General features: G+C 73.0%; 24 protein-coding genes and 1 pseudogene. 10 read left to right on the top strand and 15 right to left on the bottom strand.

Features of this window, described 5'->3' with window-relative positions; translation table 11 throughout:
• Positions 1–10 precede the first annotated feature (10 nt).
• A complete protein-coding gene (locus ACZ79I_RS04855; protein WP_471494386.1) occupies positions 11–1972 on the top strand; it encodes a serine/threonine-protein kinase in 1962 nt (653 codons plus the stop codon).
• A 13-nt stretch (positions 1973–1985) separates the two neighbouring features.
• Positions 1986–2144 (top strand): hypothetical protein, encoded by a 159-nt coding sequence (locus ACZ79I_RS04860; RefSeq protein WP_471494388.1) that lies wholly within the window; start codon positions 1986–1988, stop codon positions 2142–2144.
• Between the two features lie 3 nt (positions 2145–2147).
• On the opposite strand, the gene ACZ79I_RS04865 is transcribed toward ACZ79I_RS04860, so the two are convergent.
• The 4 genes from ACZ79I_RS04865 to ACZ79I_RS04880 are packed head-to-tail and all read right to left on the bottom strand — an operon-like array spanning position 2148 to position 6194.
• Entirely contained in the window at positions 2148–3353 is a 1206-nt protein-coding gene (locus ACZ79I_RS04865) for a sensor histidine kinase (RefSeq protein ID WP_471494390.1), read from the bottom strand.
• Positions 3350–5062, bottom strand: coding sequence for a sodium/solute symporter (locus ACZ79I_RS04870; protein ID WP_471494392.1), 1713 nt, complete (start codon positions 5060–5062; stop codon positions 3350–3352). The genes ACZ79I_RS04865 and ACZ79I_RS04870 overlap by 4 nt, the downstream gene beginning before the upstream one ends.
• Before the next feature lie 9 nt (positions 5063–5071).
• On the bottom strand, positions 5072–5428 hold the full coding sequence (locus ACZ79I_RS04875; RefSeq protein ID WP_471494394.1) for a hypothetical protein: 357 nt from the start codon (positions 5426–5428) through the stop codon (positions 5072–5074).
• Between the two features lie 7 nt (positions 5429–5435).
• Positions 5436–6194 carry a LytR/AlgR family response regulator transcription factor gene (locus tag ACZ79I_RS04880; protein WP_471494396.1) on the bottom strand — a complete coding sequence of 253 codons (759 nt, stop codon included), beginning with the start codon at positions 6192–6194 and terminating at the stop codon, positions 5436–5438.
• A 77-nt stretch (positions 6195–6271) separates the two neighbouring features.
• On the opposite strand from ACZ79I_RS04880, the gene ACZ79I_RS04885 reads away from it, so the two are divergent.
• From ACZ79I_RS04885 to rocD, 3 genes are all read left to right on the top strand, one after another.
• Positions 6272–6787: an Lrp/AsnC family transcriptional regulator gene (locus ACZ79I_RS04885; protein WP_381083763.1), complete on the top strand. Its 516-nt coding sequence runs from the start codon at positions 6272–6274 to the stop codon at positions 6785–6787.
• 124 nt (positions 6788–6911) lie between these two features.
• Positions 6912–7724 carry a dimethylargininase gene (gene ddaH / locus ACZ79I_RS04890; RefSeq protein WP_471494398.1) on the top strand — a complete coding sequence of 271 codons (813 nt, stop codon included), beginning with the start codon at positions 6912–6914 and terminating at the stop codon, positions 7722–7724.
• Positions 7721–8941 carry an ornithine--oxo-acid transaminase gene (gene rocD / locus ACZ79I_RS04895; RefSeq protein WP_471494399.1) on the top strand — a complete coding sequence of 407 codons (1221 nt, stop codon included), beginning with the start codon at positions 7721–7723 and terminating at the stop codon, positions 8939–8941. Before ddaH ends, rocD begins: the two co-directional genes overlap by 4 nt.
• 389 nt (positions 8942–9330) lie before the next feature.
• Here the strand turns inward: rocD and ACZ79I_RS04900 are convergent, their stop codons facing one another.
• From ACZ79I_RS04900 to ACZ79I_RS04910, 3 genes are all read right to left on the bottom strand, one after another.
• Positions 9331–12432 carry an FAD-binding and (Fe-S)-binding domain-containing protein gene (locus tag ACZ79I_RS04900; RefSeq protein ID WP_471494401.1) on the bottom strand — a complete coding sequence of 1034 codons (3102 nt, stop codon included), beginning with the start codon at positions 12430–12432 and terminating at the stop codon, positions 9331–9333.
• Between the two features lie 85 nt (positions 12433–12517).
• Complete coding sequence (locus tag ACZ79I_RS04905) at positions 12518–13546, bottom strand: SDR family oxidoreductase (protein ID WP_471494403.1); 1029 nt, start codon at positions 13544–13546, stop codon at positions 12518–12520.
• A 90-nt stretch (positions 13547–13636) separates the two neighbouring features.
• Positions 13637–13966, bottom strand: a complete 330-nt coding sequence (locus tag ACZ79I_RS04910; protein ID WP_471494405.1) for a helix-turn-helix transcriptional regulator — start codon at positions 13964–13966, stop codon at positions 13637–13639.
• Between the two features lie 133 nt (positions 13967–14099).
• Between ACZ79I_RS04910 and ACZ79I_RS04915 the strand changes: the two genes are divergently transcribed.
• The 3 genes from ACZ79I_RS04915 (at position 14100) to ACZ79I_RS04925 (ending at position 16126) form a co-directional block, all read left to right on the top strand.
• A complete protein-coding gene (locus ACZ79I_RS04915) occupies positions 14100–14876 on the top strand; it encodes an anti-sigma factor antagonist (RefSeq protein WP_471494407.1) in 777 nt (258 codons plus the stop codon).
• Between the two features lie 108 nt (positions 14877–14984).
• Positions 14985–15212 carry a hypothetical protein gene (locus ACZ79I_RS04920; RefSeq protein ID WP_471494409.1) on the top strand — a complete coding sequence of 76 codons (228 nt, stop codon included), beginning with the start codon at positions 14985–14987 and terminating at the stop codon, positions 15210–15212.
• A gap of 161 nt (positions 15213–15373) precedes the next feature.
• Complete coding sequence (locus ACZ79I_RS04925) at positions 15374–16126, top strand: lysophospholipid acyltransferase family protein (protein ID WP_471494411.1); 753 nt, start codon at positions 15374–15376, stop codon at positions 16124–16126.
• A gap of 58 nt (positions 16127–16184) precedes the next feature.
• Here the strand turns inward: ACZ79I_RS04925 and ACZ79I_RS04930 are convergent, their stop codons facing one another.
• The 7 genes from ACZ79I_RS04930 to ACZ79I_RS04960 form a co-directional block, all read right to left on the bottom strand.
• Positions 16185–17783 carry an alpha/beta hydrolase gene (locus ACZ79I_RS04930; RefSeq protein WP_471494413.1) on the bottom strand — a complete coding sequence of 533 codons (1599 nt, stop codon included), beginning with the start codon at positions 17781–17783 and terminating at the stop codon, positions 16185–16187.
• Between the two features lie 137 nt (positions 17784–17920).
• The gene (locus ACZ79I_RS04935; RefSeq protein WP_471494415.1) at positions 17921–18685 is read right to left on the bottom strand and encodes an urease accessory protein UreD; all 765 of its coding nucleotides are present in this window, start codon (positions 18683–18685) and stop codon (positions 17921–17923) included.
• Positions 18673–19326 (bottom strand): urease accessory protein UreG, encoded by a 654-nt coding sequence (gene ureG / locus ACZ79I_RS04940; protein WP_471494417.1) that lies wholly within the window; start codon positions 19324–19326, stop codon positions 18673–18675. Before ureG ends, ACZ79I_RS04935 begins: the two co-directional genes overlap by 13 nt.
• A gap of 155 nt (positions 19327–19481) precedes the next feature.
• Positions 19482–20156 carry an urease accessory protein UreF gene (locus ACZ79I_RS04945; protein WP_471494418.1) on the bottom strand — a complete coding sequence of 225 codons (675 nt, stop codon included), beginning with the start codon at positions 20154–20156 and terminating at the stop codon, positions 19482–19484.
• On the bottom strand, positions 20156–21877 hold the full coding sequence (locus tag ACZ79I_RS04950) for an urease subunit alpha (protein WP_471494420.1): 1722 nt from the start codon (positions 21875–21877) through the stop codon (positions 20156–20158). The genes ACZ79I_RS04945 and ACZ79I_RS04950 overlap by 1 nt, the downstream gene beginning before the upstream one ends.
• Positions 21870–22181, bottom strand: coding sequence for an urease subunit beta (locus ACZ79I_RS04955; RefSeq protein ID WP_471494422.1), 312 nt, complete (start codon positions 22179–22181; stop codon positions 21870–21872). Before ACZ79I_RS04955 ends, ACZ79I_RS04950 begins: the two co-directional genes overlap by 8 nt.
• Positions 22182–22197: 16 nt before the next feature.
• Positions 22198–22500: an urease subunit gamma gene (locus ACZ79I_RS04960; protein ID WP_471494424.1), complete on the bottom strand. Its 303-nt coding sequence runs from the start codon at positions 22498–22500 to the stop codon at positions 22198–22200.
• Between the two features lie 179 nt (positions 22501–22679).
• Here ACZ79I_RS04960 and ACZ79I_RS04965 point away from each other — a divergent pair.
• Positions 22680–22808, top strand: a pseudogene (locus tag ACZ79I_RS04965) (ABC transporter permease); the annotation flags it as partial.
• Positions 22809–22891: 83 nt separating this feature from the next.
• Here the strand turns inward: ACZ79I_RS04965 and ACZ79I_RS04970 are convergent.
• Entirely contained in the window at positions 22892–23683 is a 792-nt protein-coding gene (locus ACZ79I_RS04970; protein WP_471494426.1) for a helix-turn-helix transcriptional regulator, read from the bottom strand.
• A gap of 65 nt (positions 23684–23748) precedes the next feature.
• On the opposite strand from ACZ79I_RS04970, the gene ACZ79I_RS04975 reads away from it, so the two are divergent.
• Complete coding sequence (locus ACZ79I_RS04975; RefSeq protein ID WP_471494428.1) at positions 23749–24189, top strand: hypothetical protein; 441 nt, start codon at positions 23749–23751, stop codon at positions 24187–24189.
• Positions 24190–24280 lie beyond the last annotated feature (91 nt).

Here is a 24280-nt window from a genome sequence, read left to right on the forward strand (position 1 = left end):
GAGCGACCGGATGGCATCAGGATCACCGCAGTCGGGAGTCGGCCGGATCATCGCCGGACGCTACCTCCTGCGCAGCCGGCTCGGCAGCGGCGCCATGGGCCATGTCTGGCTCGCCCATGACCAGCGGCTGGCCTGCGACGTCGCCCTCAAGGAGATCGTGTTCCGCGATCCGGCCGAGGCGTCCGAGCAGCGGGCCGCCCGGGTCGCCCGCGCCCGGGCCGAGGCCCGGCACGCGGCCGGGCTGCGCGGCCACCCGCACGTGGTGACCGTGCACGACGTGCTGGAGCACGAGGGCCTGCCCTGGATCGTCATGGAATACGTGGCGGGCGCGCTCGACCTGCGCGAGCTGGTCCACCGGCGCGGTCCCCTCGCCCCCGCCGAGTCCGCCCGGGTCGGGCTCGCCGTGCTGGACGCGCTCACCGCCGGGCACGAGCGGGGCATCATGCACCGCGATGTGAAGCCGGCGAACATCCTGCTGGCGCCGGACCGCGCCGGGGTGCCGGACGCGCGCGTCCTGCTCACCGACTACGGCATCGCAGTGCAGCCGGACACCGGCGAGACCCGGTACACGCTGGCGTCCGCCCTGATCGGCACGCCCGGGTATCTGGCACCGGAGCGCGCGACCGGCGGGCCGCCGACCGCGGCCGCCGACCTGTTCTCGCTGGGCTGCACGCTGTACTTCGCGGTGGAGGGATGCGGGCCCTTCGAACGGGACACCCATCTCGCCGAGGTGACCGCGGTGGTGCTGGAGGAGCCGCGGCCCCCGGCGCGGGCCGGGAGCCTGGTGCCGCTGCTGGCCTCGATGCTGGTCAAGGACCCGGTCCTGCGGATCACGGCGGAGGACGCCGGGGCCGCCCTGGCGGCCGTCGTCACCCCGCGGCCGCGTCCGCGGTCCCGGCCGGAGCCGGGATCACGGCCACCGCGGGAGCGGTACGACGCGACGACCGAGACGTCGCGCCCGCGTCCCGCGGACGGCCCGGACCCCGCCGCCGGGCACGGCGGCCCGGGCCGGGCACCGGCCGGCGAGGTTTCCACGCCTCCCGGCTGGGCCCGCCCCGGGCCCGCGGTCGCCTCCGCGCCGGCCTACGGCGAGGGTCCCCCCGGCGGCCCGGCCGGCCCGGGCTTCGGCCCGCCCCCGGCCCGCGGCCGACCGCGGCCGCGCGGGTCGCACGTCCCGCGCGCCGTCGCCGCCTGCTCGCTCGGCCTGCTCCTGGCTCTGGGCGGGGTCTGGTATGCCGTGGCGCACCGGCCGCAGGGCGGGACGCCGGCACCGTACGGAGACGCCGTCGGCCTCGCCCGCCCCCTGCAGGCCGGGGAGTGCGTCGTCGCCGACTGGCCCGGGGCCCCCTTCCAGGGGGTACCGCGGCTGACCGTGGATCCGACGTGTGCCGAGAAGGCCCCGGACGGGCAGGTCATGGCGGTCGTCGGCAGCGCGTCCGCCGACGAGGCCCGCCGGCAGGGACCCGCGGAGTGCGCGCGGCGCACACGGGGGCTGCGGGCGAAGCTCGCGGACGTCCGCGCCTACGCGGTGGTCCCGTCCCGGGCGGGCTTCCCGGCGGCCGGGCGCCGCACCGCGTGCCTGGTGCTGGGCGCGCACGGCCCGGTGTACGGGCCGCTCGGGGAGTACCGCAGGCCCGGGATGCAGTTCACCGACACCGCCGCCATGCAGAAGGGGGACTGCCTCGACGCACCGTCGCTGCGGGTCGCCCGGCTGGTGCCGTGCGCCGGGACGCACGATCAGCGGGTGCTCGGCTTCACCCGGCTGGCCCCCGGCACCACCCTCGCCGCGGCGAAGGGCCTGTCGGACGCGGCGTGCGCGCGGGACGTGCCGCCGAAGGACCACGGCTACGGCCCGAGCCGTTACGAGGCCGCCTCCTGGACGGGCAGGAGCGCCTGGATGTCCGGAACTCGTCTGGTCGTGTGCACCGTGCGCAAGCAGAACGGGGGCACCATGGGGAAGGACGATCCATGAGGAGGGTGTCGCGATGCCCGGTTCCACGAAGACGATGGGGGTGATCACCGTGGCCGGGCTCGTCGTCGTGACGGCCTACACGGTGGCGCTCGGCAGCAACGGCTGGCTGTGGTTCGGCTGGGTCGTCCTCGGCCTGATCACTCTCGGCATGGTGGCCTCGCGCAACACATGACGCTCACTCCCGGGGCAGCCGTCCCGCCGAGTGCACCCCGGGCTGGTACTTCGGCAGCCGGGCGGTGATCTTCATGCCCGCTCCCACCGCGGTCTCGATGACGAGCCCGTGGTCGTCGCCGTAGACCTGGCGCAGCCGGTCGTCCACGTTGGACAGCCCGATGCCGCCCGACAGGCTGGTCTCCCCGGCGAGGATGCGGCGCAGTTGCTCGGGGTCCATGCCCGCGCCGTCGTCCTCGATGACGACCTTGGCCTCGGCGCCCGCGTCCCGCGCGATGATGCTGATGTGCCGTTTGTCGGTGGTGCCCTCCAGCCCGTGCTTGACGGCGTTCTCGACGAGGGGCTGCAGGCACAGGTACGGCAGGGCCACGGGCAGCACCTCGGGCGCGATCTGCAGGGTGACCGAGAGCCGTTCGCCGAAGCGGGCCCGCACGAGCGCCAGGTACTGGTCGATGGCGTGGAGTTCGTCGGCGAGCGTGGTGAAGTCGCCGTGCCGGCGGAACGAGTACCGGGTGAAGTCCGCGAACTCCAGGAGGAGTTCCCGGGCCCGTTCCGGGTCGGTGCGCACGAACGAGGCGATCACGGCGAGCGAGTTGAAGATGAAGTGGGGGGAGATCTGGGCGCGCAGTGCCTTGATCTCGGCCTCGATGAGCCGGGTGCGGGACTGGTCGAGGTCCACCAGTTCCAGCTGTACGGAGACCCAGCGGGCGACCTCGCCGGCGGCCCGGACGAGGACGGCGGACTCGCGGGGCGCGCAGGCCACGAGCGCCCCGTGCACCCGGTCGTCGACGGTGAGCGGGGCGACGACGGCCCAGCGCAGCGGGCAGTCGGGGACGTCGCACCGGAGGCGGAACGCCTCGCCGCGGCCGCTCTCCAGCGGCCCGCTGAGCCGTTCCAGCACCTCGTCGCGGTGGTGCTCGCCCACTCCGTCCCAGGCCAGCACGGTGTGCCGGTCGGTGAGGCAGAGCGCGTCGGTGCCGAGCAGGGTCCGCAGCCGGCGCGCGGACTTGCGGGCCGTCTCCTCGGTGAGCCCGGCCCGCAGCGGCGGCGCGGCCAGGGACGCGGTGTGCAGGGTCTGGAAGGTGGCGTGCTCGACGGGGGTGCCGAGCCCACCGAGGTTCTCGGGGCGCGCGGTGCGCCGCCCGAGCCAGAACCCGAGGGTCAGCAGCGGCAGTACGGCCACGCACAGTCCCGCGATGAAGCCGCTCACGCCTTCACCTCCGCCCGCAGTTCCTCCGGCAGATGGAAGCGCGCCAGGATCGCCGCAGTGCCGGCCGGCACCCGCCCGGGTGTGGCGAGGGACACCAGCAGCATGGTCAGGAATCCGAGCGGCACCGACCAGAGGGCGGGCCAGGCGAGCAGGGCGTGCAGGAAGCCGGTGCCCGGACAGCCCGCCATGGTCGCCGTCACCGCGGCGAACGCCGACCCGCCCCCCAGCAGCATCCCGGCCGCCGCGCCGGGCGGGGTCAGCCGCCGCCACCAGATGCCCAGCACGAGCAGTGGGCAGAACGACGAGGCGGACACCGCGAACGCGAGCCCCACCGCGTCGGCCACCGGCAGCCCGCCCACCAGCACGCTGGCCGTGAGGGGCACCACCATCGACAGCACGGTGCCGAGCCGGAAGTGCCGCACGCCCCGCGACGGCAGCACGTCCTGGGTGAGCACCCCGGCCACCGCCACGGTCAGCCCGGACGCGGTGGACAGGAACGCGGCGAAGGCCCCGCCCGCGACCAGCGCCCCGAGCAGGTCCGCGCCGAGCCCGCCGATCACGCGGTCGGGCAGCAGCAGGACGGCGGCGTCGGCGTCGCCCGACAGGGTGAGTTCGGGGGCGTACAGCCGGCCCAGCGCCCCGTAGACGGGAGGCAGCAGGTAGAAGGCGCCGATCAGGCCGAGCACCGCGACGGTGGTACGGCGCGCGGCGACGCCGTGCGGGCTGGTGTAGAAGCGGACGACGACGTGCGGCAGGCCCATCGTGCCCAGGAAGGTGGCCAGGATCAGTCCGTACGTGGCGTACAGCGGGCGTTCCTCCCGGCCGGACTCCAGTGAGGACGACATGCCGGCGGCGCTGCCGCGCTCGACGGCGGGGACGGGGTCGCCCCCGGCGAAGGTCAGCAGGGTGCCGCGTTCGACGCGATGGACCCCGCTGGTCAGGGCCACGCGCTGCCCCGTGTAGTCCCGGCCGTCGATCGTGCCCGTCGCCGTGATGTCGAGCGGACCGTCGAGTCTGAGGTCGAGGCCGTCGTCGATCCGTACGACGCGGTGGTCGCGGAAGGTCGCCGGTTCGGCGAACGCGCCGCGCGGCGATCCGTCGCCCTGCCAGGCCAGCAGCAGGAAGAGGGCCGGGACCAGCAGGGCGGTGAGTTTGAGCCAGTACTGGAACGCCTGCACGAAGGTGATGCTGCGCATGCCGCCCGCGGCGACGGTCGCGACCACGACGACGGCGACGATGATCCCGCCGACCGAGTCGGGGGCACCGGTCAGCACGGCCAGGGTGAGCCCGGCGCCCTGCAACTGGGGCAGCAGGTACAGCCAGCCGATCCCGACGACGAAGGCCCCGGCGAGCCGTCGTACCTGCTGCGAGGCGAGCCGGGCCTCGGCGAAGTCGGGCAGGGTGTACGCGCCGGAGCGGCGCAGCGGGGCGGCGACGAACAGGAGCAGCACGAGATAGCCGGCGGTGTAGCCGACCGGGTACCACAGCATGTCGGGGCCCTGGACGAGGACCAGGCCGGCGATGCCGAGGAACGAGGCGGCGGAGAGGTACTCGCCGCTGATCGCGGCCGCGTTGAGGCGGGGGCCGACGGTGCGGGAGGCGACGTAGAAGTCGGAGGTGGTGCGGGAGATGCGCAGCCCGAAGGCGCCGACGAGGACGGTCGCCAGGACGACGAGGGCGACCGCGGGGACGGAGTAGTTCTGGTTCACGGGCGGTCCTCAGCGGTCTTCGACGAGACGGACGAAGTCCTTCTCGTTGCGTTCGGCACGGCGCACGTACCAGGCGGCCAGCAGCACCAGCGGCGGATAGAGGCAGAAGCCGAGGACGATCCACTCCAGGCCGTGGTTGCGGATGGTGAGGAACACCAGGGGCAGCGGCCCGACCAGGAGCACGAGGACGGTGAACACCAGCAGGGCCGCGCGGAGCTGGCTGCGCATGAGCGAGCGCACATAGGTGTGCCCGAGCGTGGTCTGTTCGTCGATCTCGGTCTGCGGGCGGTAGTAGCCGAAGGCGCGGCGGGTGTGCCGGGGCGGTCCGGTGACGACGACACGGCGTTCCGTGGGTTCCTGTGCCATGCCCGCCTCACTGTCCCGTCGTCCGGCGCATCAGCAGGTCCCGCAGTTCGCGGGCGTGCCGGCGGCTGACCTGGAGTTCGACGGAGTCGATGAGGACGCTCACCGTGCCCGCGTCCAGGCGCAGCTCGTCGATGTGGTGCAGGGCGACGAGGTGGCGGCGGTGGATGCGGACGAACCCGCGCGAGCGCCAGCGCTCCTCCAGGGTGGACAGCGGGATCCGTACGAGGTGGCTGCCGTGGGCGGTGTGCAGGCGGGCGTAGTCGCCCTGCGCCTCGACGTGGGTGATCTCCTCGACGGGGACGAAGCGCATCACGCCGCCGAGTTCCACGGATATGTGGTCGGGATCGGGCTCGTGCACGGGGATCGGCGTTGTGGTCTCCCGCAGCAGGGCGACGCGGCGCACCGCCTCCGCGAGCCGCTCGTGGCGCACGGGCTTGAGGACGTAGTCGACCGCCTTGAGGTCGAAGGCCTGCACGGCGAACCCCTCGTGGGCGGTGACGAAGACGACGAGCGGCGGCCGGGAGAAGCCGGTCAGCAGCCGGGCCATCTCCAGCCCGTCGAGTCCGGGCATGTGGATGTCGAGGAAGACGACGTCGATGGTGTCGGGGCCGTCGGGGCCGGACTCCAGCGCGCGGTTGATGCGGCGCAGGGCCTCGGTCGCGTCGCTCGCGCCCTCCACGCTGCTGATCCGCGGGTCGGCGTTGAGCAGATAGAGGAGTTCCCCGAGCGAGGGGCGTTCGTCGTCGACGGCGAGGGCGCGCAGCATGAAGGTGGAGTGTAGGAGGATTCCGCACCTCTGGACATGTCCGGAGCCGAGACGTTATCGCTGGATACAGTGCCCGCATGAACAGCAGGCCAGCCATGTTCGACGAGCTCGACCGGAAGATCATCACCGCGCTCACGGCGAATGCCCGCAGCAGTTTCGCGGAGATCGGCGCGACGATCGGCCTGTCCGCGACCGCGGTCAAGCGGCGCGTGGACCGGCTGCGCGAGACGGGTGTGATCACCGGGTTCACGGCCACGGTGAAGCCGTCGGCGCTGGGATGGCGCACGGAGGCGTACGTCGAGGTGTACTGCGAGGGTGCGGCGCCGCCCCGGCGGCTGGCGGAGGTCGTGCGCAACCATCCGGAGATCACCGCGGCGATGACGGTGACCGGCGGTGCGGACGCGCTGCTGCATGTGCGGGCGACGGATGTGGAGCACTTCGAGGAGGTGCTGGAGCGCATCCGCACCGAGCCGTTCATCCGGAAGACGATCAGCTACATGGTGCTGTCCCATCTCCTCCCGGACAGCCCGGAGGCGGGCGCCAGCCAGCCCGCGCCGGCGGACACGCCGGGGCGCGCATCAGACGTGCGTTGAGCTGGTCCACGACGCAGCAATCCTGCGTACATGCGCAACTTTTGTCGCTTGTCGCCCGTCCGGGTCCCTTCCTACCGTGGTGGCACCCCCTTTTCGACCCCGCAGGAAGCGGAGGAGCCTTTCTGTGCCCGAAAGCCGTGTACCGCGCCCCCGGCGCTTTCTCGTCTGCGAACCCAGACACTTCGCCGTGCAGTACGCGATCAATCCCTGGATGCACCCCGACACACAGGTCGACGTCGATCTCGCCCACGCACAGTGGCAGGCGCTGATCGGCGCGTACCGTGCCCACGGCCACACGGTGGAGAGCGTGGAGCCGGTGGCCGGACTCCCGGACATGGTCTTCGCGGCGAACTCCGCGCTCGTCCTGGAGGGCCGGGTCTTCGGCGCGCAGTTCCACGCACCGCAGCGCCGCCCCGAGTCCACCGCCTACGACACCTGGTTCAAGGCGGCGGGCTTCCACGTCTACCGGCCCGAATCGGTGTGCGAGGGCGAGGGCGATCTGGTCCCGGCGGGACGGTACGTCCTGGCCGGCACCGGATTCCGTACGACGCGGGAGGCGCACCGCGAGGTGCAGGAGTTCTTCGGCGTCCCGGTGATCAGCCTCCATCTGGTGGACCCGTACTTCTACCACCTCGACACGGCGCTGTTCGTCCTCGACGACGACACCATCGCGTACTACCCGGAGGCGTTCTCGCCGGGCAGCCGCGAGGTGCTGGCCCGGCTGTACCCGGACGCCGTGCTCGCCACCCGTGAGGACGCCCTGGCCTTCGGCCTGAACTCCGTGTCGGACGGCCGGCACGTCTTCATCGCGCCGGGGGCCACCGCCCTCGCCGACCAGCTCGTACGCCGCGGATACGTTCCCGTCCCCGTCGACCTCTCCGAGTTCCACAAGGCCGGCGGAGGCATCAAGTGCTGCACCCAGGAGATCCGTTCATGACCGCTCCCGTCCGTACGCGTTCGTCCGACGAGATGATCCGAGCCGAGGAACCGGTCCTCGCGCACAACTACCACCCGCTGCCCGTGGTCGTCGCCCGCGCCGAGGGCGCGTGGGTGGAGGACGTCGAGGGCCGTCGCTACCTCGACATGCTCGCCGGGTACTCCGCGCTCAACTTCGGGCACCGCAACCCGGTGCTGATCGAGGCCGCCCACCGTCAGCTGGACCGGCTGACCCTCACCTCCCGCGCCTTCCACAACGACCGGCTGGCGGAGTTCGCGGAGGCGCTGGCCGCGCTGACCGGCCTGGACATGGTGCTGCCCATGAACACGGGTGCGGAGGCGGTGGAGAGCGCCGTCAAGGTGGCCCGGAAGTGGGCCTACGAGGTCAAGGGCGTTCCGGCCGACCGGGCGACGATCGTGGTGGCGGCGGGCAACTTCCACGGCCGTACCACGACGATCGTCAGCTTCTCCACCGACGAGACGGCGCGCTCGGGGTTCGGGCCGTTCACGCCGGGCTTCCGCGTCGTGCCGTACAACGACCTGGCCGCGCTGGAGGCGGCCGTCGACGAGACGACCGCCGCCGTGCTGATCGAGCCCATCCAGGGCGAGGCGGGCGTGATCATCCCCGACGAGGGCTATCTCACCGGGGTCCGCGACCTCACCCGCCGCGCCGGATGCCTGTTCGTCGCCGACGAGATCCAGTCGGGTCTCGGCCGCACGGGCCGGACGCTGGCGGTGGAGCACGAGGGGGTCGTGCCGGACGTCCTGCTGCTCGGCAAGGCGCTCGGGGGCGGCATCGTGCCGGTGTCCGCGGTGGTCGCCCGCCGCGATGTCCTCGGTGTTCTGCACCCGGGCGAGCACGGGTCGACGTTCGGCGGCAACCCTCTCGCCGCGGCCGTCGGCACCGCGGTCGTCCGTCTCCTGGAGACGGGCGCGTTCCAGCGCAGGGCGGCCGAGGCGGGTGTGCTGCTGGAGGACGGACTCGCCGCGCTGGTCGGCAGGGGTGTCGTGGGCTTCCGCTCGCGCGGACTGTGGGCGGGCGTCGACATCGATCCCGCGATCGGCACGGGCCGCGAGATCAGCGAGCGCCTGATGCGGGAGGGGGTCCTGGTCAAGGACACCCACGGCTCGACGATCCGCCTGGCGCCGCCGCTGACGATCACGGACGAGGAGCTGGGGTCGGCGCTGGCGGCGCTGGAGAAGGTGCTGGCGGCGTGAACGACGCCCGGGGGCGCGCCCGACGGCCGCCCCCGGGTGCCCCGCCACGCTGCTGCGAGCAGCCCGGCCGGGCCTGCGCACCGCACGGTCCGGCGGGCGCGGGGCCGGCGGCGGCGCCCCACAACCGGTCACGGCGCCCGCCCGGCCCCGGCATCCGGCGGGGCCGAGCACCGCGGTGGGAACGGCCGTCATGGCGAGGCCCGGCTCCGGCTCCGGCCCGCGTGCCCGGCGCGGCGGCGAGCGCGGTCAGCGGAGCCGCCCGCCGCCGGATGCCGGGGCCGAGCACCGCGGTGGGAACGGCTGTCATGGCGAGGCCCGGCTCCGGTTCCGGTTCCGGGGAGGAGACCCCATCCGCTGCCGGACGCCCCCCGGATCGGTGAGAAGGGCGGTCAGGGGCGCCGCAGGCGGCGGGCCGCGCCGCGGCCGAGTGCCGCGGCGGGAAGGGCCCCCAGGGCGGTGGCGACGGCGGTGGCCGTCCAGGTGTTCAACCGTGAGGGTGCCTCGGGGCGCAGTGCCAGGCGTTCCGGCAGGTCGGCCGGCAGGGGTCCGTCCAGGCCCAGGGCCAGTGCCTCGGCCAGGTGCAGGGCCCGTCGGCCGGTGCCGCCCTGTTCGATCTGGGTGCGGCAGCTGAAGCCGTCCGCCAGGAGCAGGCCGGAGGGCGCGGCCGCGCGCACGGCGGGCAGCACACCCTGTTCCGCGACGGCCATGGACAGCTGGTGGTGGCCGCGTTCGAACCCGAAGTTCCCGGCGAGTCCGCAGCAGCCCTCGTCGAGGACGTCGGCGTCGATGCGGGCGCGGCGCATCAGTTCGCGGTCGGCGTCGAAGCGCATGACCGCGTGCTGGTGGCAGTGGGTCTGCACGGTCGCCTGCCGCGTCAGGGCGGGCGGCCGCCAGTCCCCGGGCGCATGGTGGACGAGGTGCTCCGCGAAGGTGCGGAACTGCCCGGCCAGGCGCCGCACGTCCTGGTCGGCTGGCATCAGTTCCGGCGCGTCCGCCCGGAACACGGCGGTGCAGGACGGTTCGAGGCCCACGACGGGGGTGCCCGCCTGCGTCCACGGGCGCAGCACGTCGAGCGTGCGCCGGAGCACCTTCTCGGCCACGGCCGGCTGCCCGGTGGAGATCCAGGTCAGTCCGCAGCACACGGGCTTGTCCGGTACGGCGACGCGGAAGCCGGCGTCCTCCAGGACCCGGACGGCGGACCTCGCGATCGAGGGGTGGAAGTAGGTGCTGAAGGTGTCGGGCCACAGCACCACCGCGCGCGCGTCGCCGGGGTCGGGCTCCTCGGTGCCGCGGGCCCGCCACCACTGCAGGAAGGACTCGTGCGCGAACACCGGAGCCTCGCGGGCGCCGTCCACGCCCGCCAGCCGTTTGCCGGCCGCGGCCAGCCCGGGTGCCCGCAGCACGCTGTTGACCACGGGCGGGGCGATGCGGGAGAGGAGGGCCCACACCGGCAGCCAGCCCAGCGAGTAGTGGGCGGCCGGCCGCGGCCGGCCGGCGTAGTGGTGGGCGAGGAACTCGGCCTTGTACGTGGCCATGTCCACGCCGGTGGGGCAGTCCGACCTGCAGCCCTTGCACGCCAGGCAGAGGTCCAGGGCGTCGCGGACCTCGGTCGAGCGCCAGCCGTCGGTGACCGCCGAGTCCGGGTGGCCGTCGAGCATCTCGAACAGCAGTCGCGCCCGGCCGCGTGTGGAGTGCTCCTCCTCCTTGGTGACCCGGTAGGACGGGCACATCACGCCCCCGTGGTGGCTGCGGCAGTTGCCGATCCCGACGCAGCGCATCACGGCCCGGGTGAAGGAGTGGTCGTCCTCCGGGTAGCCGAAGTGCGTCGGGCCCGTGGCGGGCCGCCAGCCGGAGCCCAGCCGCAGTTGCCCGTCGACCGGGTTCGGATCGACGACCTTGCCCGGGTTCATCCGGTCGTCCGGGTCGAAGAGGGCCTTGAGTTCGCCGAAGGCGGTCACAAGGCGGTCCCCGAACATGCGGCGCAGCAGTTCGCCCCGTGCCTGCCCGTCTCCGTGCTCCCCCGACAGGGATCCGCCGTACGACGCCACGAGGTCGGCGGCGCGCTCCAGGAACCGGCGGAAGTCGGCCACGCCGTCGGCGGTCTTCAGTCCGAACGGGATGCGGGTGTGCACACAGCCCTGTCCGAAGTGGCCGTACAGCGAGGGATGGTCGTATCCGAAGTCGCCGAACAGCCCCATCAGGTCCCGCAGATAGCCGCCCAGGCGGTCGGGCGGCACGGCCGAGTCCTCCCAGCCCTCCCAGGTCTCACGCTCGTCCGGGGGCCGCGCGGTCACGCCGAGGCCCGCCTCGCGGGCTTTGAGCATCTCCTCCTCGCGCCGCGGATCGTCGGAGAAGGCCACCGTGGGCTCCTTCTCGTCGCGGCCCATCGCGCGCAGCAGCGCGTGGGCCTGCTCGTCGACATCGTCCTGCGTCTCGCCGCTGAACTGCACCAGCAGCCAGCTGTCGCCTTCGGGAAGGGACCTGAGGGAGTCGAGGTGGGCGTGCTCCTCGCGCATCAGCTGCGCCATCCGCCCGTCCAGGGCCTCCAACTGGCTGGGCGAGCAGTGCTCCAGGACGGCGGGGACCTCGTCGGCGGCCGCGCAGATGTCGGCGTATCCGAGCACCAGCAGCGACTGGCGGGGCGGCACGGGAACGAGGTCGAGTTCGGCGCGCAGCACGGTCACGAGGGTGCTCTCGCTGCCGACCAGCGCCTTGGCCACGTCGAAGCCGTTCTCCGGCAGCAGTGAGTCCAGGTTGTAGCCGGAGACACGGCGCGGGATCTTCGGATAGCCGCGCCGCACATCCTCCAGGTACTCGCCGACGATGCGGTCGAGGCCGTCGTAGATCGCGGCCCTGCGGCCGCCGTCGGCGGCGATCTGCGCCCGCTCGGCCCTGGAGGTGGGGCCCACCCACATGCGGGTGCCGTCATAGGTGAGGACTTCGAGACGGCGTACGTTGTCCACGGTCTTGCCGTAGGCCTGCGCGGAGGCCCCGCAGGAGTTGTTGCCGATCATGCCGCCCAGCGCGCAGTGGCTGTGCGTCGACGGTCTGGGCCCGAACTGGAGGCGGTGGTCGGACAGCCGGCGGTCGAGCTCGTCCAGCACCAGCCCCGGTTCCACGACGCAGGTGCGTGCGTCGGGGTCGACGGACACGAGCGCATGGCAGTACTTGGTCCAGTCGATGATCACCGCGGTGTTGGTCGCCTGGCCGGCGAGGCTGGTCCCTCCGCCCCGGGACAGGACGGGGGCGCCGAACCGCGCGCACACCTCGACCGTCCGGGCGCCGGCCTCGACGCCGCGCGGGACGACGACTCCGATCGGGACCTGGCGGTAGTTGGATCCGTCCGTGGCGTACGCCCCTCTGCTGCCCGCGTCGAAGCGGACCTCCGCGTCGACCGCGTCGCGCAGCGCCGCCTCCAGCCCGGCCACGTCGACCGCGGCTCCCGGCCGGCCGGCGGGTCCGGGCGTGCCGTTGCGCGCTGTGAGGGCCATGGATCGTGACCGCCTTCCTCGGCTGTGTCAGGGTTCCGGGATCCGTACCGTTCGCACGGCACGGGCGGTACGGCCGCACCGCGGCTCAGCCGATCTTGCGCCCCTGCAGGGGTGCCGTCGCGGCACCGGCGCCTTCCCGCACTCCGTGCAGGAACTCCTGCACAGCCTCGACCGCCGTGTGCTCCGGCCGCCAGCCCAGTTCGGTGTGCGCGCGGGCGCAGTCCATCAGCGGCAGCCGCAGGACGGCGTCGAAGAGGTGCGGTGACGCGGGAAGCAGCCGCAGCCCCCACGCCGCGGCGATCGCCGACCGGGCGGCGGTGCGGGGCAGTCGTACGGGGCGGGCGCCGAGCAGTTCACCCAGCACGGCCGCGTCGAGGGGCGGCTCGGCGGCCAGGTTGAACGCGCCCCTGGCCCTGCCCTGCGCCGCGAGCCGGTAGGCGTGGGCGGCGTCGTCGGTGTGCAGGGCCTGGACCCGCAGTCCCGGAATGTCCGGCAGGAACGGCAGCAGTTCGGGGCGGATCAGCGGTCCGGGCAGGAACCGTCCCGCGAAGATGCGTCGTTGTTCGCTCGCCGACTCGCGCTTGAAGAGGAAGGCGGGCCGCATCCGTACGACCCGGACGCCGGGGTGCTCGTGCTCGAAGACGTCGAGCGCCCGCTCCAGGTACGCCTTCTCGCGCGTGTAGGCGGCGTCCGGCCAGCCGTGCGTCGGCCAGGACTCGTCCACGGCGTGGTCCTTGGGTCCGGGGGAGTACGCTCCGACGGACGAGGCGTGCACCAGCGCCGGCACCTTCGCCGCGGCGACGGCCTCGAAGACCCGGATGCCGCCGAGGACATTGGTGCGCCAGGTCGTGACCGGATCGTGCGTCGGCTGGAAGGCCCAGGCCAGGTGTACCACCGCGTCGGCGCCCTGGAACTCCCGCACCAGGTCGGTCTCCTCCGACGCGAGGTCGGCCTCCGACCACTCCACGCGGGCCGGGCCGAGGTCGGGAATCCGGCGCGCCAGGCCCCGGACGCTGCGGACGTCCGGGTCATCGGCGAGCAGGCGCACCAGGCTGGTGCCCACGTTGCCGGTGGCGCCCGTGACAACGATCTTGCTGCCGGTTGCGGTGCTCACTTCGGGCTCCTCTCGGTGGCCGGGTACCTGCGAGTACCCGGTGCACGCGCTTGAAGCCCACCCCCACGCGGCACGGGGGCGTGCGGGCGGTCACGGACGCTGCTGCCGGCTGCCGCGCCGGGCGTCGTGGCTGGCCAGGAGGGCGAGGAGCTCGGAGACGCTCAGGCTCGCCTCCGCCGGGTGGCGCAGGGGTGTGTCCGGCTGGATGCGGTAGGTGTTGGTACGCCCCTCGCGCATGCGGATGAGGTAGCCCTCCTGCTCCAGATCGGAAATGATCTTCTGGACCGCGCGCTCCGTCAGCCGGCAGCGGGCCGCGATGTCACGGATGCGGGTGCCCCGGTCGTCGGCGATGGACGCCAGCACGCGCGCGTGATTGGTGAGAAACGTCCAGCCGTTGTGCGGCTCAAGCACTCCACCCATGGGTCGAGAGTAGGCCCTCTGGTTCACGAATACAAAAAGACGAAAGCTGATTCATGCATCGCTTGACATGTGACCATGCCTGACTGAGCCTTGCATCGGGGGGCGCGCGACGGGACGAGCTCGGGAGGCTGTGATGGTGAAGCGCCCGCTTCCCGAGCCGGGAAGCCGGGACGAGGCCGTGGGCGGGGCGGGCACCCACCCGCCGGAGCACCCCGGGAGGTCCTGGCTGACGGTGGAGGCTCGCCGTGAGGGGGACCGGGTGATCGTCCTGGTGTCGGGCGAGCTGGACATCGACACGGAGGAGGCGTTGCAGGACGCCCTCGGCGACGCCCTGCGCCGCTCGGTGAGCGGTGTCGACATCGATCTCGGCCGGGTGGACTTCTGTGACTGCTCGGGCCTCAACGTCCTGCTCGGTGTGCGCCGCCGGGCCCTGGAGGACGCCAAGACCCTCACCCTGCGCGCGGCCGGTCCCTCCGTGGAGAGGCTGCTCTCACTGACCGGCACGCGGTCCCTGTTCGGCCCGCCGCCCACGCTCCCCGGGACCGCTGTGAACGGCCACGACAGGCACCCCCGGCAGCACCAGGACTCCCCGGAGGAGGACGAGCGGCCCGGCGACACGGACCGGGCCCTGCACATCGAACTGGTCCAGCTCAGGCGGGCCATGCAGACCCGGCCGGTGATCGACCTGGCCCGCGGGGTCCTGATGGCGTCGTTCGCCCTCAGCGCCCAGGACGCCTGGAACGTGCTGGTCACCGTCTCCCAGCGGACCAACACGAAACTGCACCACGTCGCCGAGAACCTGGTGGAGGCCGTCAACGGCGACGCCCCGCCCGGACTCGTGCGACAGGAGCTGGCGACCGCCGTGACCGCGGTGAAGGACCCTCCTGCCCGCTCTTCCCGCGCCGGCTGAGGACCACCGATGCGCACCAGGACACCGATGTGCACCAGGGCGCGACTCGTGCCACGCTGATCAGGGGCGGAGCTGTGTCCACCTCGCCTCATCGAGGAGTGAGCCGCCATGACCGACCGGGAACGCGACCCGTACGCGGACGACTCGGGCTATGTCGAGGACATGACCGAGGAAACCCTCGGCGCTCAGGAGCAGGCACGTCAGGAACGCCAGCACCGGCAGGAGGAACGCCAGCAGCAGCGCCGGCACCTGCAGGAGGAGCGGCAGCAGCAGCGCAGCCGCCCGTCGGACCACGAGTACTCCTACCCGGAGGATTCCGACGAGGACCTTCTGTGACTCGCACGCTCCCCAGCGCGCCGCACGGCCCGGCCGACGGGATCCCGGCAGGACCGGTTCCGGCGGCCTGCGGCCGACTCTAGACTGGCAGCTCACCCCCCTGCCGGTTGAGCTGCCGGAACACGGCGGTTGAGGCGATCCGCCGCCTGAGGAGCGACCTCTTGTTCTACTACCTGCTCAAATACGTCATTCTCGGACCGCTGTTGCGTCTGGCCTTCCGGCCGCGGATCGAGGGCCTCGACCATGTGCCGTCGTCAGGACCGGCCATCGTCGCGGGCAACCACCTCTCCTTCTCCGACCACTTCCTGATGCCCGCGATCCTCAGACGGCGCATCACCTTCCTCGCGAAGGCGGAGTACTTCACGGGCCCGGGCATCAAGGGCCGTCTCACCGCCGCGTTCTTCCGCAGCATCGGGCAGATCCCGGTGGACCGCTCCGGCAAGGACGCCGGGCAGGCCGCGATCCGCGAGGGGCTCCGCGTGCTGCGCAGGGGCGAGTTGCTGGGCATCTACCCGGAAGGCACCCGCTCCCACGACGGCCGCCTGTACAAGGGCAAGGTCGGCGTCGCGGTGATGGCTCTCAGGGCCCAGGTCCCCGTCGTCCCCTGCGCCATGATCGGCACCTTCGAGGCGCAGCCGCCGGGCAAGGTCATCCCCAGCTTCCGCCCCGTGGTGATCCGCTTCGGCAAGCCCCTCGATTTCTCCCGCTACGCCGGGATGGAGAACGAGAAGGCCATTCTGCGCGCCGTCACCGACGAGATCATGTACGCCATCCTGTCCCTGTCCGAGCAGGAGTACGTCGACCGGTACGCGGCGGTCGTGAAGGCCGAGGAGGCCGAGGAGGCCGCGGAGAAGAAGGGGAGGACGGGGAAGGCGGCGAAGAGCCGCAGGTTCCCGCGGATGCCGCTGAGCTGACGGGGGACGGCGAGGGGGGCGGCCGGGTTCCGGCCGCCCCCCTCGCGCGTGTGCGGGACTACGGCTTCGGCGTGGCGTGCGGCGCGCACGTCACATCGGAGGCGTCCGTCCCGCCGGTGAGCAGGTAGGTGTCCACCCGGCTGTTGATGCACGGGTTGACCAGACCGGTCACACCGTGGGACCCCGCGTCCTTCTCGATGATCAGGCGGGAGCCCTTGAAGCGCTCGTGCAGTTCGACCGCGCCCCCGAACGGTGTCGCGGCGTCACGCGTGGACTGCACGATCAGGACGGTCGGCAGGCCCTTGCCGGTCTTCACGTTCAGCGGGGTCAGCTGCTTGACCGGCCAGGTGGCGCACGGCAGGTTCATCCAGGCGTTCGCCCACGTCAGGAACGGGTAGTCCTTGTTCAGCCGGGTGTTGTCCCGGTCCCACTTCCGCCAGCTGGTGGGCCACTTGGCGTCGGTGCACTCGACGGCCGTGTAGACGGCGTTGCCGTTCTCCGAGGCGATGTTGCCGGCCGTGTCCGACAGGTCGGGCGCGGCCGCGTCGACGAGCGCCTGGGTGTCGCCGGCGACGTACTTGCTGAAGACGGTCGCGACCCGCACCCAGGCGGAGTCGTAGTACGGGGCGCTCTGGAAGAAGGAGAGCAGCTCGGCCGGTCCGACGACGCCGCCGATGGGGTCCTTCTTCGCCGTGGCGCGCAGGTCCAGCCACTTCGCCTGCACGGCGGCCCGCGTGGTGCCCAGGTGGAAGGCGGCGTCGTTGGCCGCGACCCAGTCCTCCCAGTCCTTCCAGCGGCCCTCGAAGGCGACGTCCTGGTCGAGGTTGGCCTGGTACCAGATCTTCTCCCGCGAGGGGTTGACCACGCTGTCGACGATCATCCGGCGGATGTGGCCCGGGAAGAGGGTGCCGTAGACGGCGCCGAGGTACGTACCGTACGAGACGCCCAGGTAGTTGATCTTCTTCTCCCCGAGCGCGGCACGGATGACGTCCAGGTCGCGGGCGGTGTTGGGCGTGGTCATCTGCTGCAGCATCGCGCGGCCGGTGCGTTCGAGGCATCCCTGCGCGTACTCCCGGGCGAGCCCCCGCTGGGCGAGCTTGTCCGCCTCGGAGTCGGGGACCGGGTCCGCCTTGGGCGCCTTCACGAACTCCTGCGGATCGGCGCAGGAGATGGGCGCCGAGTGGCCGACGCCGCGCGGGTCGAAGCCGACGAAGTCGTACGCCTTCGCCACGTTGGCCCAGACGGCGTTCTTGGTGGTGACCCGGCGCGGGAAGAACAGACCCGACCCGCCGGGGCCGCCCGGATTGTAGACGAGGGCGCCCTGGCGCTCCTCCTTGGTGCCGGTGTTCCCGATGCGGTCGACGGCGAGCCTGATCTGCCTGCCGTTCGGGTGGGCGTAGTCGAGCGGAACCGTGACCCAGCCGCACTGGATGGGCTTCACGAGCCCCCAGTCGGCCGGGCAGTCCTGCCAGTCGATGCCGGCCTCGGCGGCCCTTGCCGCGGCGATCGCCGTACCGCGGCCCTCCCGGTCCTGGCCGTGGCGCGTGTCGGCGGTGGCCGACGGTGCCGCCACGGCCCCGGCTATCAGCGTCGCCGTGACGAGCGCCCCAACAGAGCCGAGCCCGGTGGCCCGCCTCGTCGGTCTGATTCCCCTCAAGAGGGACCTCCCCGTACATGGTTGCGATGGGTACGGGGATCCTTTCTGCTGTGAAGGCGCCGACACCAGGGGTTACTTGACTTTCTTTGCCAATCCGATAACCGGTGCACGACTGTCCGTTGAGCGGAGAGACCGGTTCAGCCGAGATCGCGCAGCGCCTCGTCCAGCAGGCGGCGCAGCCGCCGCGCGTCCGGCGCGACTGCGGTGACGAGCACGGCGGGCCCGGCGAGCGGAGTGAGCGCGGCGCACTCCCCCAGCACCCGTGGCGCCATCGGCGCTGAGCCGAACTCCGGCCGGACGAGGAGGAGTTGACCGAGCGCCCGGTGACCCGCCAGCACGGCGGGTCCGTCCCAGCCGCCGGGGGCGCCGGGCCCGCAGGCCACTTCCTGGTCGAGCAGGGGCCGTCCGTCCAGCCGCACGGTCAGCCGGCTCGTCAGCCGCCCGGGCTCCTCACCGGCACGGCCGAGGACCTGCTCCTCACGGAACACCAGGCGGGCGCCGGGAGCGAGGTCGACACGCGCGCAGACGCACAGCTCGCTGCCTCGCGCCGAGATCAACTGCTCGGGCAGCCAGCGCAGTTCGCCCCCGGCCGCCACCCGGAGCCGGACGTCGTAGCGTGCCTCGCCCTTGGTCTGCCCGGGCAGGGCGAGGGTGGCCGCGGCCGATCCCAGGTGCAGCAGGGCGCCGCTGCCCACCTCGGCCTCGACGGTGAAGTGGTCCCGGCCGAGCGGCCCGCTCATCGCGCCGACGAGCAGCACGCGCGCCTCGTCACCGCTCGCCCGGGTACGGCGCGGCGCGAGCGGCCCCTCCCCCGCGAGCACCGGCAGGCACGTACCGCCCCCGCCGTCGGCACGGGCCACGATCCGCGCAGTGGCGCGTACTCCCGTGGTCACGCCGACCACGCCGCGAGCCGCTCGCGCACCCAGTCGGCGACCGCGGTGACGCCGTCCGGGCCGCGCAGCGACTGGAAGACGACGGGGAGTCCGGCCCGCTGCGCCGTCGCGTCGGCGGCCATCCGCGCGAGGTCGGTCTTGTTGACGACGAGCAGGTCGGCGGTGGTGACGCCGGGGCCGCCCTTGCGTGGAATGTCGTCCCCGCCCGCGACGTCGATGACGAAGACCTGAGCGTCGACGAGCCCCTTGGAGAACGTGGCGGTGAGGTTGTCCCCGCCGGACTCGACGAGGACGAGGTCGAGCGGGCCCATCCGGTCCTCCAGATCCTCCACCGCTTCGAGATTGGCGGAGATGTCGTCCCGGATGGCGGTGTGCGGGCAGGCTCCCGTCTCCACGGCGGTGATCCGCTCCGGCGGCAGCACGGCCTCCCGCAGCAGGAATGCGGCGTCCTCACGGGTGTAGATGTCGTTGGTCACGACGGCGAGCGAGAACTCCTCCCGCAGGGCCCGGCAGAGCGCGGCCACGGTGGCGGTCTTGCCGGACCCGACGGGCCCGCCGAGCCCGATCCTGAGGGCACGGCGCGAACCGTCCGGGCGGCGGGCGTCGGCGCTGACGGCGGACGGACCGTCATGGGTGTGGTCGAGGTGCATGGTCAGCTCCTTCTCTGGGCCGAGGCACCACAGCGGTGCCTTCTCAGCCGGCCCTGGCTGCGAGAAGCCCCTCCGGCGTTTGAGGACGAGGCCGTTCGGGCCGATCAGGGGGCCGGGAAAGGCCCCCGGCCGATGGCACGACACGAGCGCGCCTCCTAGGAGGCGAAGAGCCGTGCGGGCCACGCCGCATGTGCCTCCCCGCCGATCTCCAGCAGTGGAGCGGACGCCGCGGGCAGGGCGTCGACTCCGTCGTCCAGTGCCCGCCGGGCCGTCTCGCCCGCCCGGGCGGCCACCAGGTCCACCTCGGGCGCCAGCAGGGCCAGTACGGCCGAGGCGTCGAAGGGATCGAGACTCAGCAACCGCACCACGGCCGTGGCCGGCCCGCTCACGCTCTCGTACGCGGCGCAGTACGCGGCGTCCCCGGCCTCCAGCCCGGCGGCCCGTGCCACCAGCCCGAGCACCACCGGCTGATGCGCTCCTTTGGGGAACTCGCGTGCCAGCGCGTCCAGTTCGTTCGACGGCCAGGTCGCCCGGGCGGCCCGTGTCAGCTGCCGCCCCAGCCTGCGTGCGGCGGTGCGCAGCGCCGCCGACGGCGTACGGGCGTCCGCGGCGGTGTCCAGCGCGACAGGGTCCATGCCCAGGACCGCCGCCGCGGCCAGCGACGCGGACACCAGTCCCGCGGTGTGCAGCCGGCCGCGGCAGAACTCCCGCAGCCCCGCCGCCCCGGTGATCCGCCCGGCGCGGACGGCCGCCTCGGCCCCGCCGGAGTGCGCGTGCCCTCCGGCGGGGAAGCGGCCGTCGGCCAGGACCAGAAGTGCCGCCCGGGACATCAGAAGAGGAAGTACCGCTGGGCCATGGGCAGTTCGGCGGCGGGTTGCGCCTCGACCAGTTCCCCGTCGATGTGCACGGCGAAGCTGTCCGGGTCGACCCGCACCCGCGGACGGGCGTCGTTCTCGCGCATGTCCGCCTTGGTGACACCGCGCGTGGACTCGATGGCCACGAACCGCTTCCCGAGCGCGAGCCGCCCCGCCAGCCCGTCCTCGATCGCCTGCGGTGCCACGAAGTTGACCGAGTTGGCGGCCGGCGCCCGCCCGCTCGCCCCGTACATCGGCCGCGGCAGGACCGGCTGCGGGGTGGGGATCGACGCGTTGGCGTCGCCCATCTGCGCGTACGCGATCTGCCCGCCCTTGAGGACGAGGTGCGGCCTGACCCCGAAGAACGCGGGCTCCCACAGCACGAGATCGGCGAGTTTGCCCCTCTCCACGGAGCCGATCTCGTGGGCGAGGCCCTGCGCCAGCGCCGGATTGATCGTGTACTTGGCGACATAGCGGCGCACACGGCGGTTGTCCGCACGCTCGTCACCCGGCAGCGCGCCCCGGCGCCGCTTCATCACGTGGGCCGTCTGCCAGGTCCGCATGACGACCTCGCCGATGCGTCCCATGGCCTGGGAGTCGGAGGAGATGATCGAGATGGCGCCGAGGTCGTGCAGGATGTCCTCGGCCCCGATCGTGGAGGGCCGGATCCGCGACTCGGCGAACGCCAGGTCCTCCGGGACGGCAGGATTCAGATGGTGGCACACCATCAGCATGTCGAGGTGTTCCTCGGCGGTGTTGACGGTGAACGGCCGGGTCGGGTTCGTGGAGCTGGGCAGCACGTGCGGCTCGGACACCACCGTCATGATGTCCGGCGCGTGCCCGCCGCCCGCGCCCTCGGTGTGGTAGGCGTGGATGCCGCGGCCGTTGATCGCGGCGAGCGTGTCGCCCACGAACCCGGCCTCGTTGAGGGTGTCCGTGTGGATGGCGACCTGGACGCCGGTGCGGTCGGCGACGGTCAGGGCGGCGTCGATGACGGCGGGCGTGGAGCCCCAGTCCTCGTGCAGTTTGAGGCCGACGGCGCCGCCGCGGATCTGGGAGAGCAGCGCCTCGTGCGAGACGGTGTTGCCCTTGCCGAGGAGACCGATGTTGAGCGGGTGTCCCTCCATCGCCTCCAGCATCCGCGCCAGGTGCCAGGGCCCGGGTGTCACGGTGGTCGCCTTCGAGCCCTCGGCCGGTCCGGTGCCGCCGCCGATCAGCGTGGTGATGCCCGCGGCGAGCGCCTCGTCGGCGATCTGCGGGCAGATGAAGTGGACGTGCGCGTCGATGGCGCCGGCGGTGACGATCCGCCCGTTGCCGGCGATGACCTCCGTCTCCGGCCCGATCACCAGTGCGGGGTGGACGCCGTCCATGGTGTCCGGGTTGCCGGCCTTGCCGAGGGCGCTGATACGGCCGTCGCGGATGCCTATGTCGGCCTTGACGACGCCCCAGTGGTCGACGACGACCGCGCCGGTGACGACGGTGTCGGGAGTCCCTTCCGCGCGTGTGGCGCGCGACTGCCCCATGGATTCGCGGATGACCTTGCCGCCGCCGAAAACCGCCTCGTCACCGGCGCGTCCCGGCCCGCCGCAGCGGTCCTCCTCGATCTCGACGATCAGGTCGGTGTCGGCGAGCCGGATGCGGTCCCCGGTGGTCGGGCCGAACAGGTCGGCGTAGGCGGCACGCGAGATCTCAGGCATCGAGGGCACCCCCGGTCTCGCCGCGCAGCCCGGGCACCACACGGGCCCCGGTGAGCGCGACGAGTTCGACGTCGACGGGAATCCCCGGCTCGAAGCGCACGGCGGTGCCGGCCGCGATGTTCAGCCGCCTGCCGCGCGCGGCGGCACGGTCGAAGTCCAGAGCGGGGTTGGCCTCGGCGAAGTGGTAGTGGGAACCGACCTGGACGGGCCGGTCGGCGGCGTTGAGCACGGTCAGCCGGGTGACGTCGCGGCCCTCGTTGTACACGACGGGCCCGTCCGCGAACAGGATCTCTCCGGGGATCACGGCGTTCTCCTCCCCGTCAGACGATCGGGTCGTGGACGGTGACGAGCTTGGTGCCGTCCGGGAAGGTCGCCTCGACCTGGACGTCGTGGATCATCTCGGGGATTCCCTCCATGACGTCGTCGCGGGTGAGCACTGTGCGCCCGGAGGCCATCAGTTCGGCGACCGTACGGCCGTCCCGCGCGCCTTCGAGGATGTGTGACGTGATGAGCGCGACCGCCTCGGGGTGGTTGAGCCTGAGTCCGCGGGCCCGGCGCCTCTCGGCCACGTCGGCCGCCACGTGGATCAGCAGCCTCTCCTGCTCGTGCGGGGTCAGATGCACGTCCCACCTCACAGTCCTCGCTCCGGACCGTGCGGGGTCCGGTTGCCGCGGCCACGGGCGAAGTCCCTGGTGGCGATGGAGGGGCAGGCTAGTTGGGGCGGGTTTCGGGCGCGTTAACCGGGCTGTGGCCGGCCCGCGGCCGAAGCTGCGGTCAGCTCGTCGGGCGGCGGGCGTTCGCCGGGGCGGCCTCCGCACCGCGGGTGCTGCCCGAGCCGGCCGGGGCGATCGGCCAGTGGCTGCCACCCGGTGCCGGCGCGTCCCTGCTGCGGTCGGTGGCCTTCTTCGGCGGCGCGGCCGCGACCGGACCGCCCACCGCCCCGTCGGCGGCGGCATCCGCCTGAGCGAGGAGGCCGCGGCGGCCGCGGTCCGCCTCCGCGGGCGGACGCGGTGGCTACGGGGCCGCCGGCAGGGAGGCGGCCGGCACCAGACGGACGCAGCAGTGGCCGGGGCCGGGCGCCAGGCACGCGCGGAACCCGCCCTCGCCGAGCCCGTCGAGGACGCCGCGGAGCAGGTGGAGGTTCATGCCGCACACCGTCTGGGTGTGTTCGCGGGCGAGCGCGTGGAAGGGGCAGTTGCCCAGCACGATGGCATCACAGTCGTGCCGCGGCTCGAATCCGTACCGGTCCAGCAGGTCGAACACACCGGTGCCGCCCTGGCCGGCCAGTCGCAGGCCGAGGCCGTGGGCCTTGCGGTGCAGGACCGTCCGCGCCGGCTCGCCCGTGGCCTCGGATTCCTCCAGGGCCTCGGCGAGCAGCCGTCCGGCGAGTTCGTAGTGCCGTTCCGGCAGGCTGACCGTGACCTGCTTGGCGGAGCGCCTGTACAGCTTGGCGGGCCTGCCCGCGCCCGGCCCCGTGCGGCCGCTGCGCCGCTCGTAGACGACGTCGAGGAGTGATTCGCCGGCCAGGCGGTCCAGGTGGAAGGCGGCGGTCTGCCGGGCCAGGCCGAGGGCGGCCGCGGCCTCGTCGCGGCTGACGGGGCCCGGCTGGCGCACGACATGGTCGTAGAGCCGCCTGCGGGTCGGCTCGTCGAGGGCGGCGACGGCGGAGACGTCGGAGACCGAAGAGGCGGCAGAGGCGGCAGAGGCCGCAGAGGCCGCAGAGGCCGCAGAGGCCGCAGAGGCGGCGGGATCGGGTGCTTCGTCCTTCGGGAGGTCCACAGACACCAGTGTAAAACCCATAGCCATTGACTAAAGAGGGCCGGGCGCGCTTCTATCGTCAGTGAAAGTTGTCGATAGAAGGGAACGCCGTCATGTCGTCGACCGCACCCACCACCGCCCCGTCGCCCACCCCATGGCGGGCCGCGCTCACCGACCCCGGCTACCAGGCATTCGTCATCCTGCGCACCGGGTTCACCGTGGCGCCGATCCTGTTCGGGCTGGACAAGTTCGCCAACCTGCTCGTGGACTGGCCGAGGTACCTCGCGCCGTGGATCGACGGCATCGTGCCGGGCAGCGCCCAGGCGGCCATGTACGCCGTCGGTGTCATCGAGATCGTGGCCGGCCTCGCCGTCGCCGCCGCTCCGCGCTTCGGGGGGTGGCTGGTGGCCGGATGGCTGGCCGGCATCATCGTCGACCTGCTGACCATCCCCGGCTACTACGACATCGCGCTCCGCGACTTCGGGCTGCTGCTCGGGGCGGTCGCCCTCGCCCGGCTCGCGCAGCGCTACCACGGCACACGACCGCAGGACTGAGGGCCGCGCCGGGCACGCACGGCGAGGGGGCGGGCGAGCGCCGGACGCTCACCCGCCCCCTCGTCCGCGGGCGATGACGTACCCGGGAGGC

The sequence above is a fragment of the Streptomyces sp. PSU-S4-23 genome, from assembly GCF_055632315.1.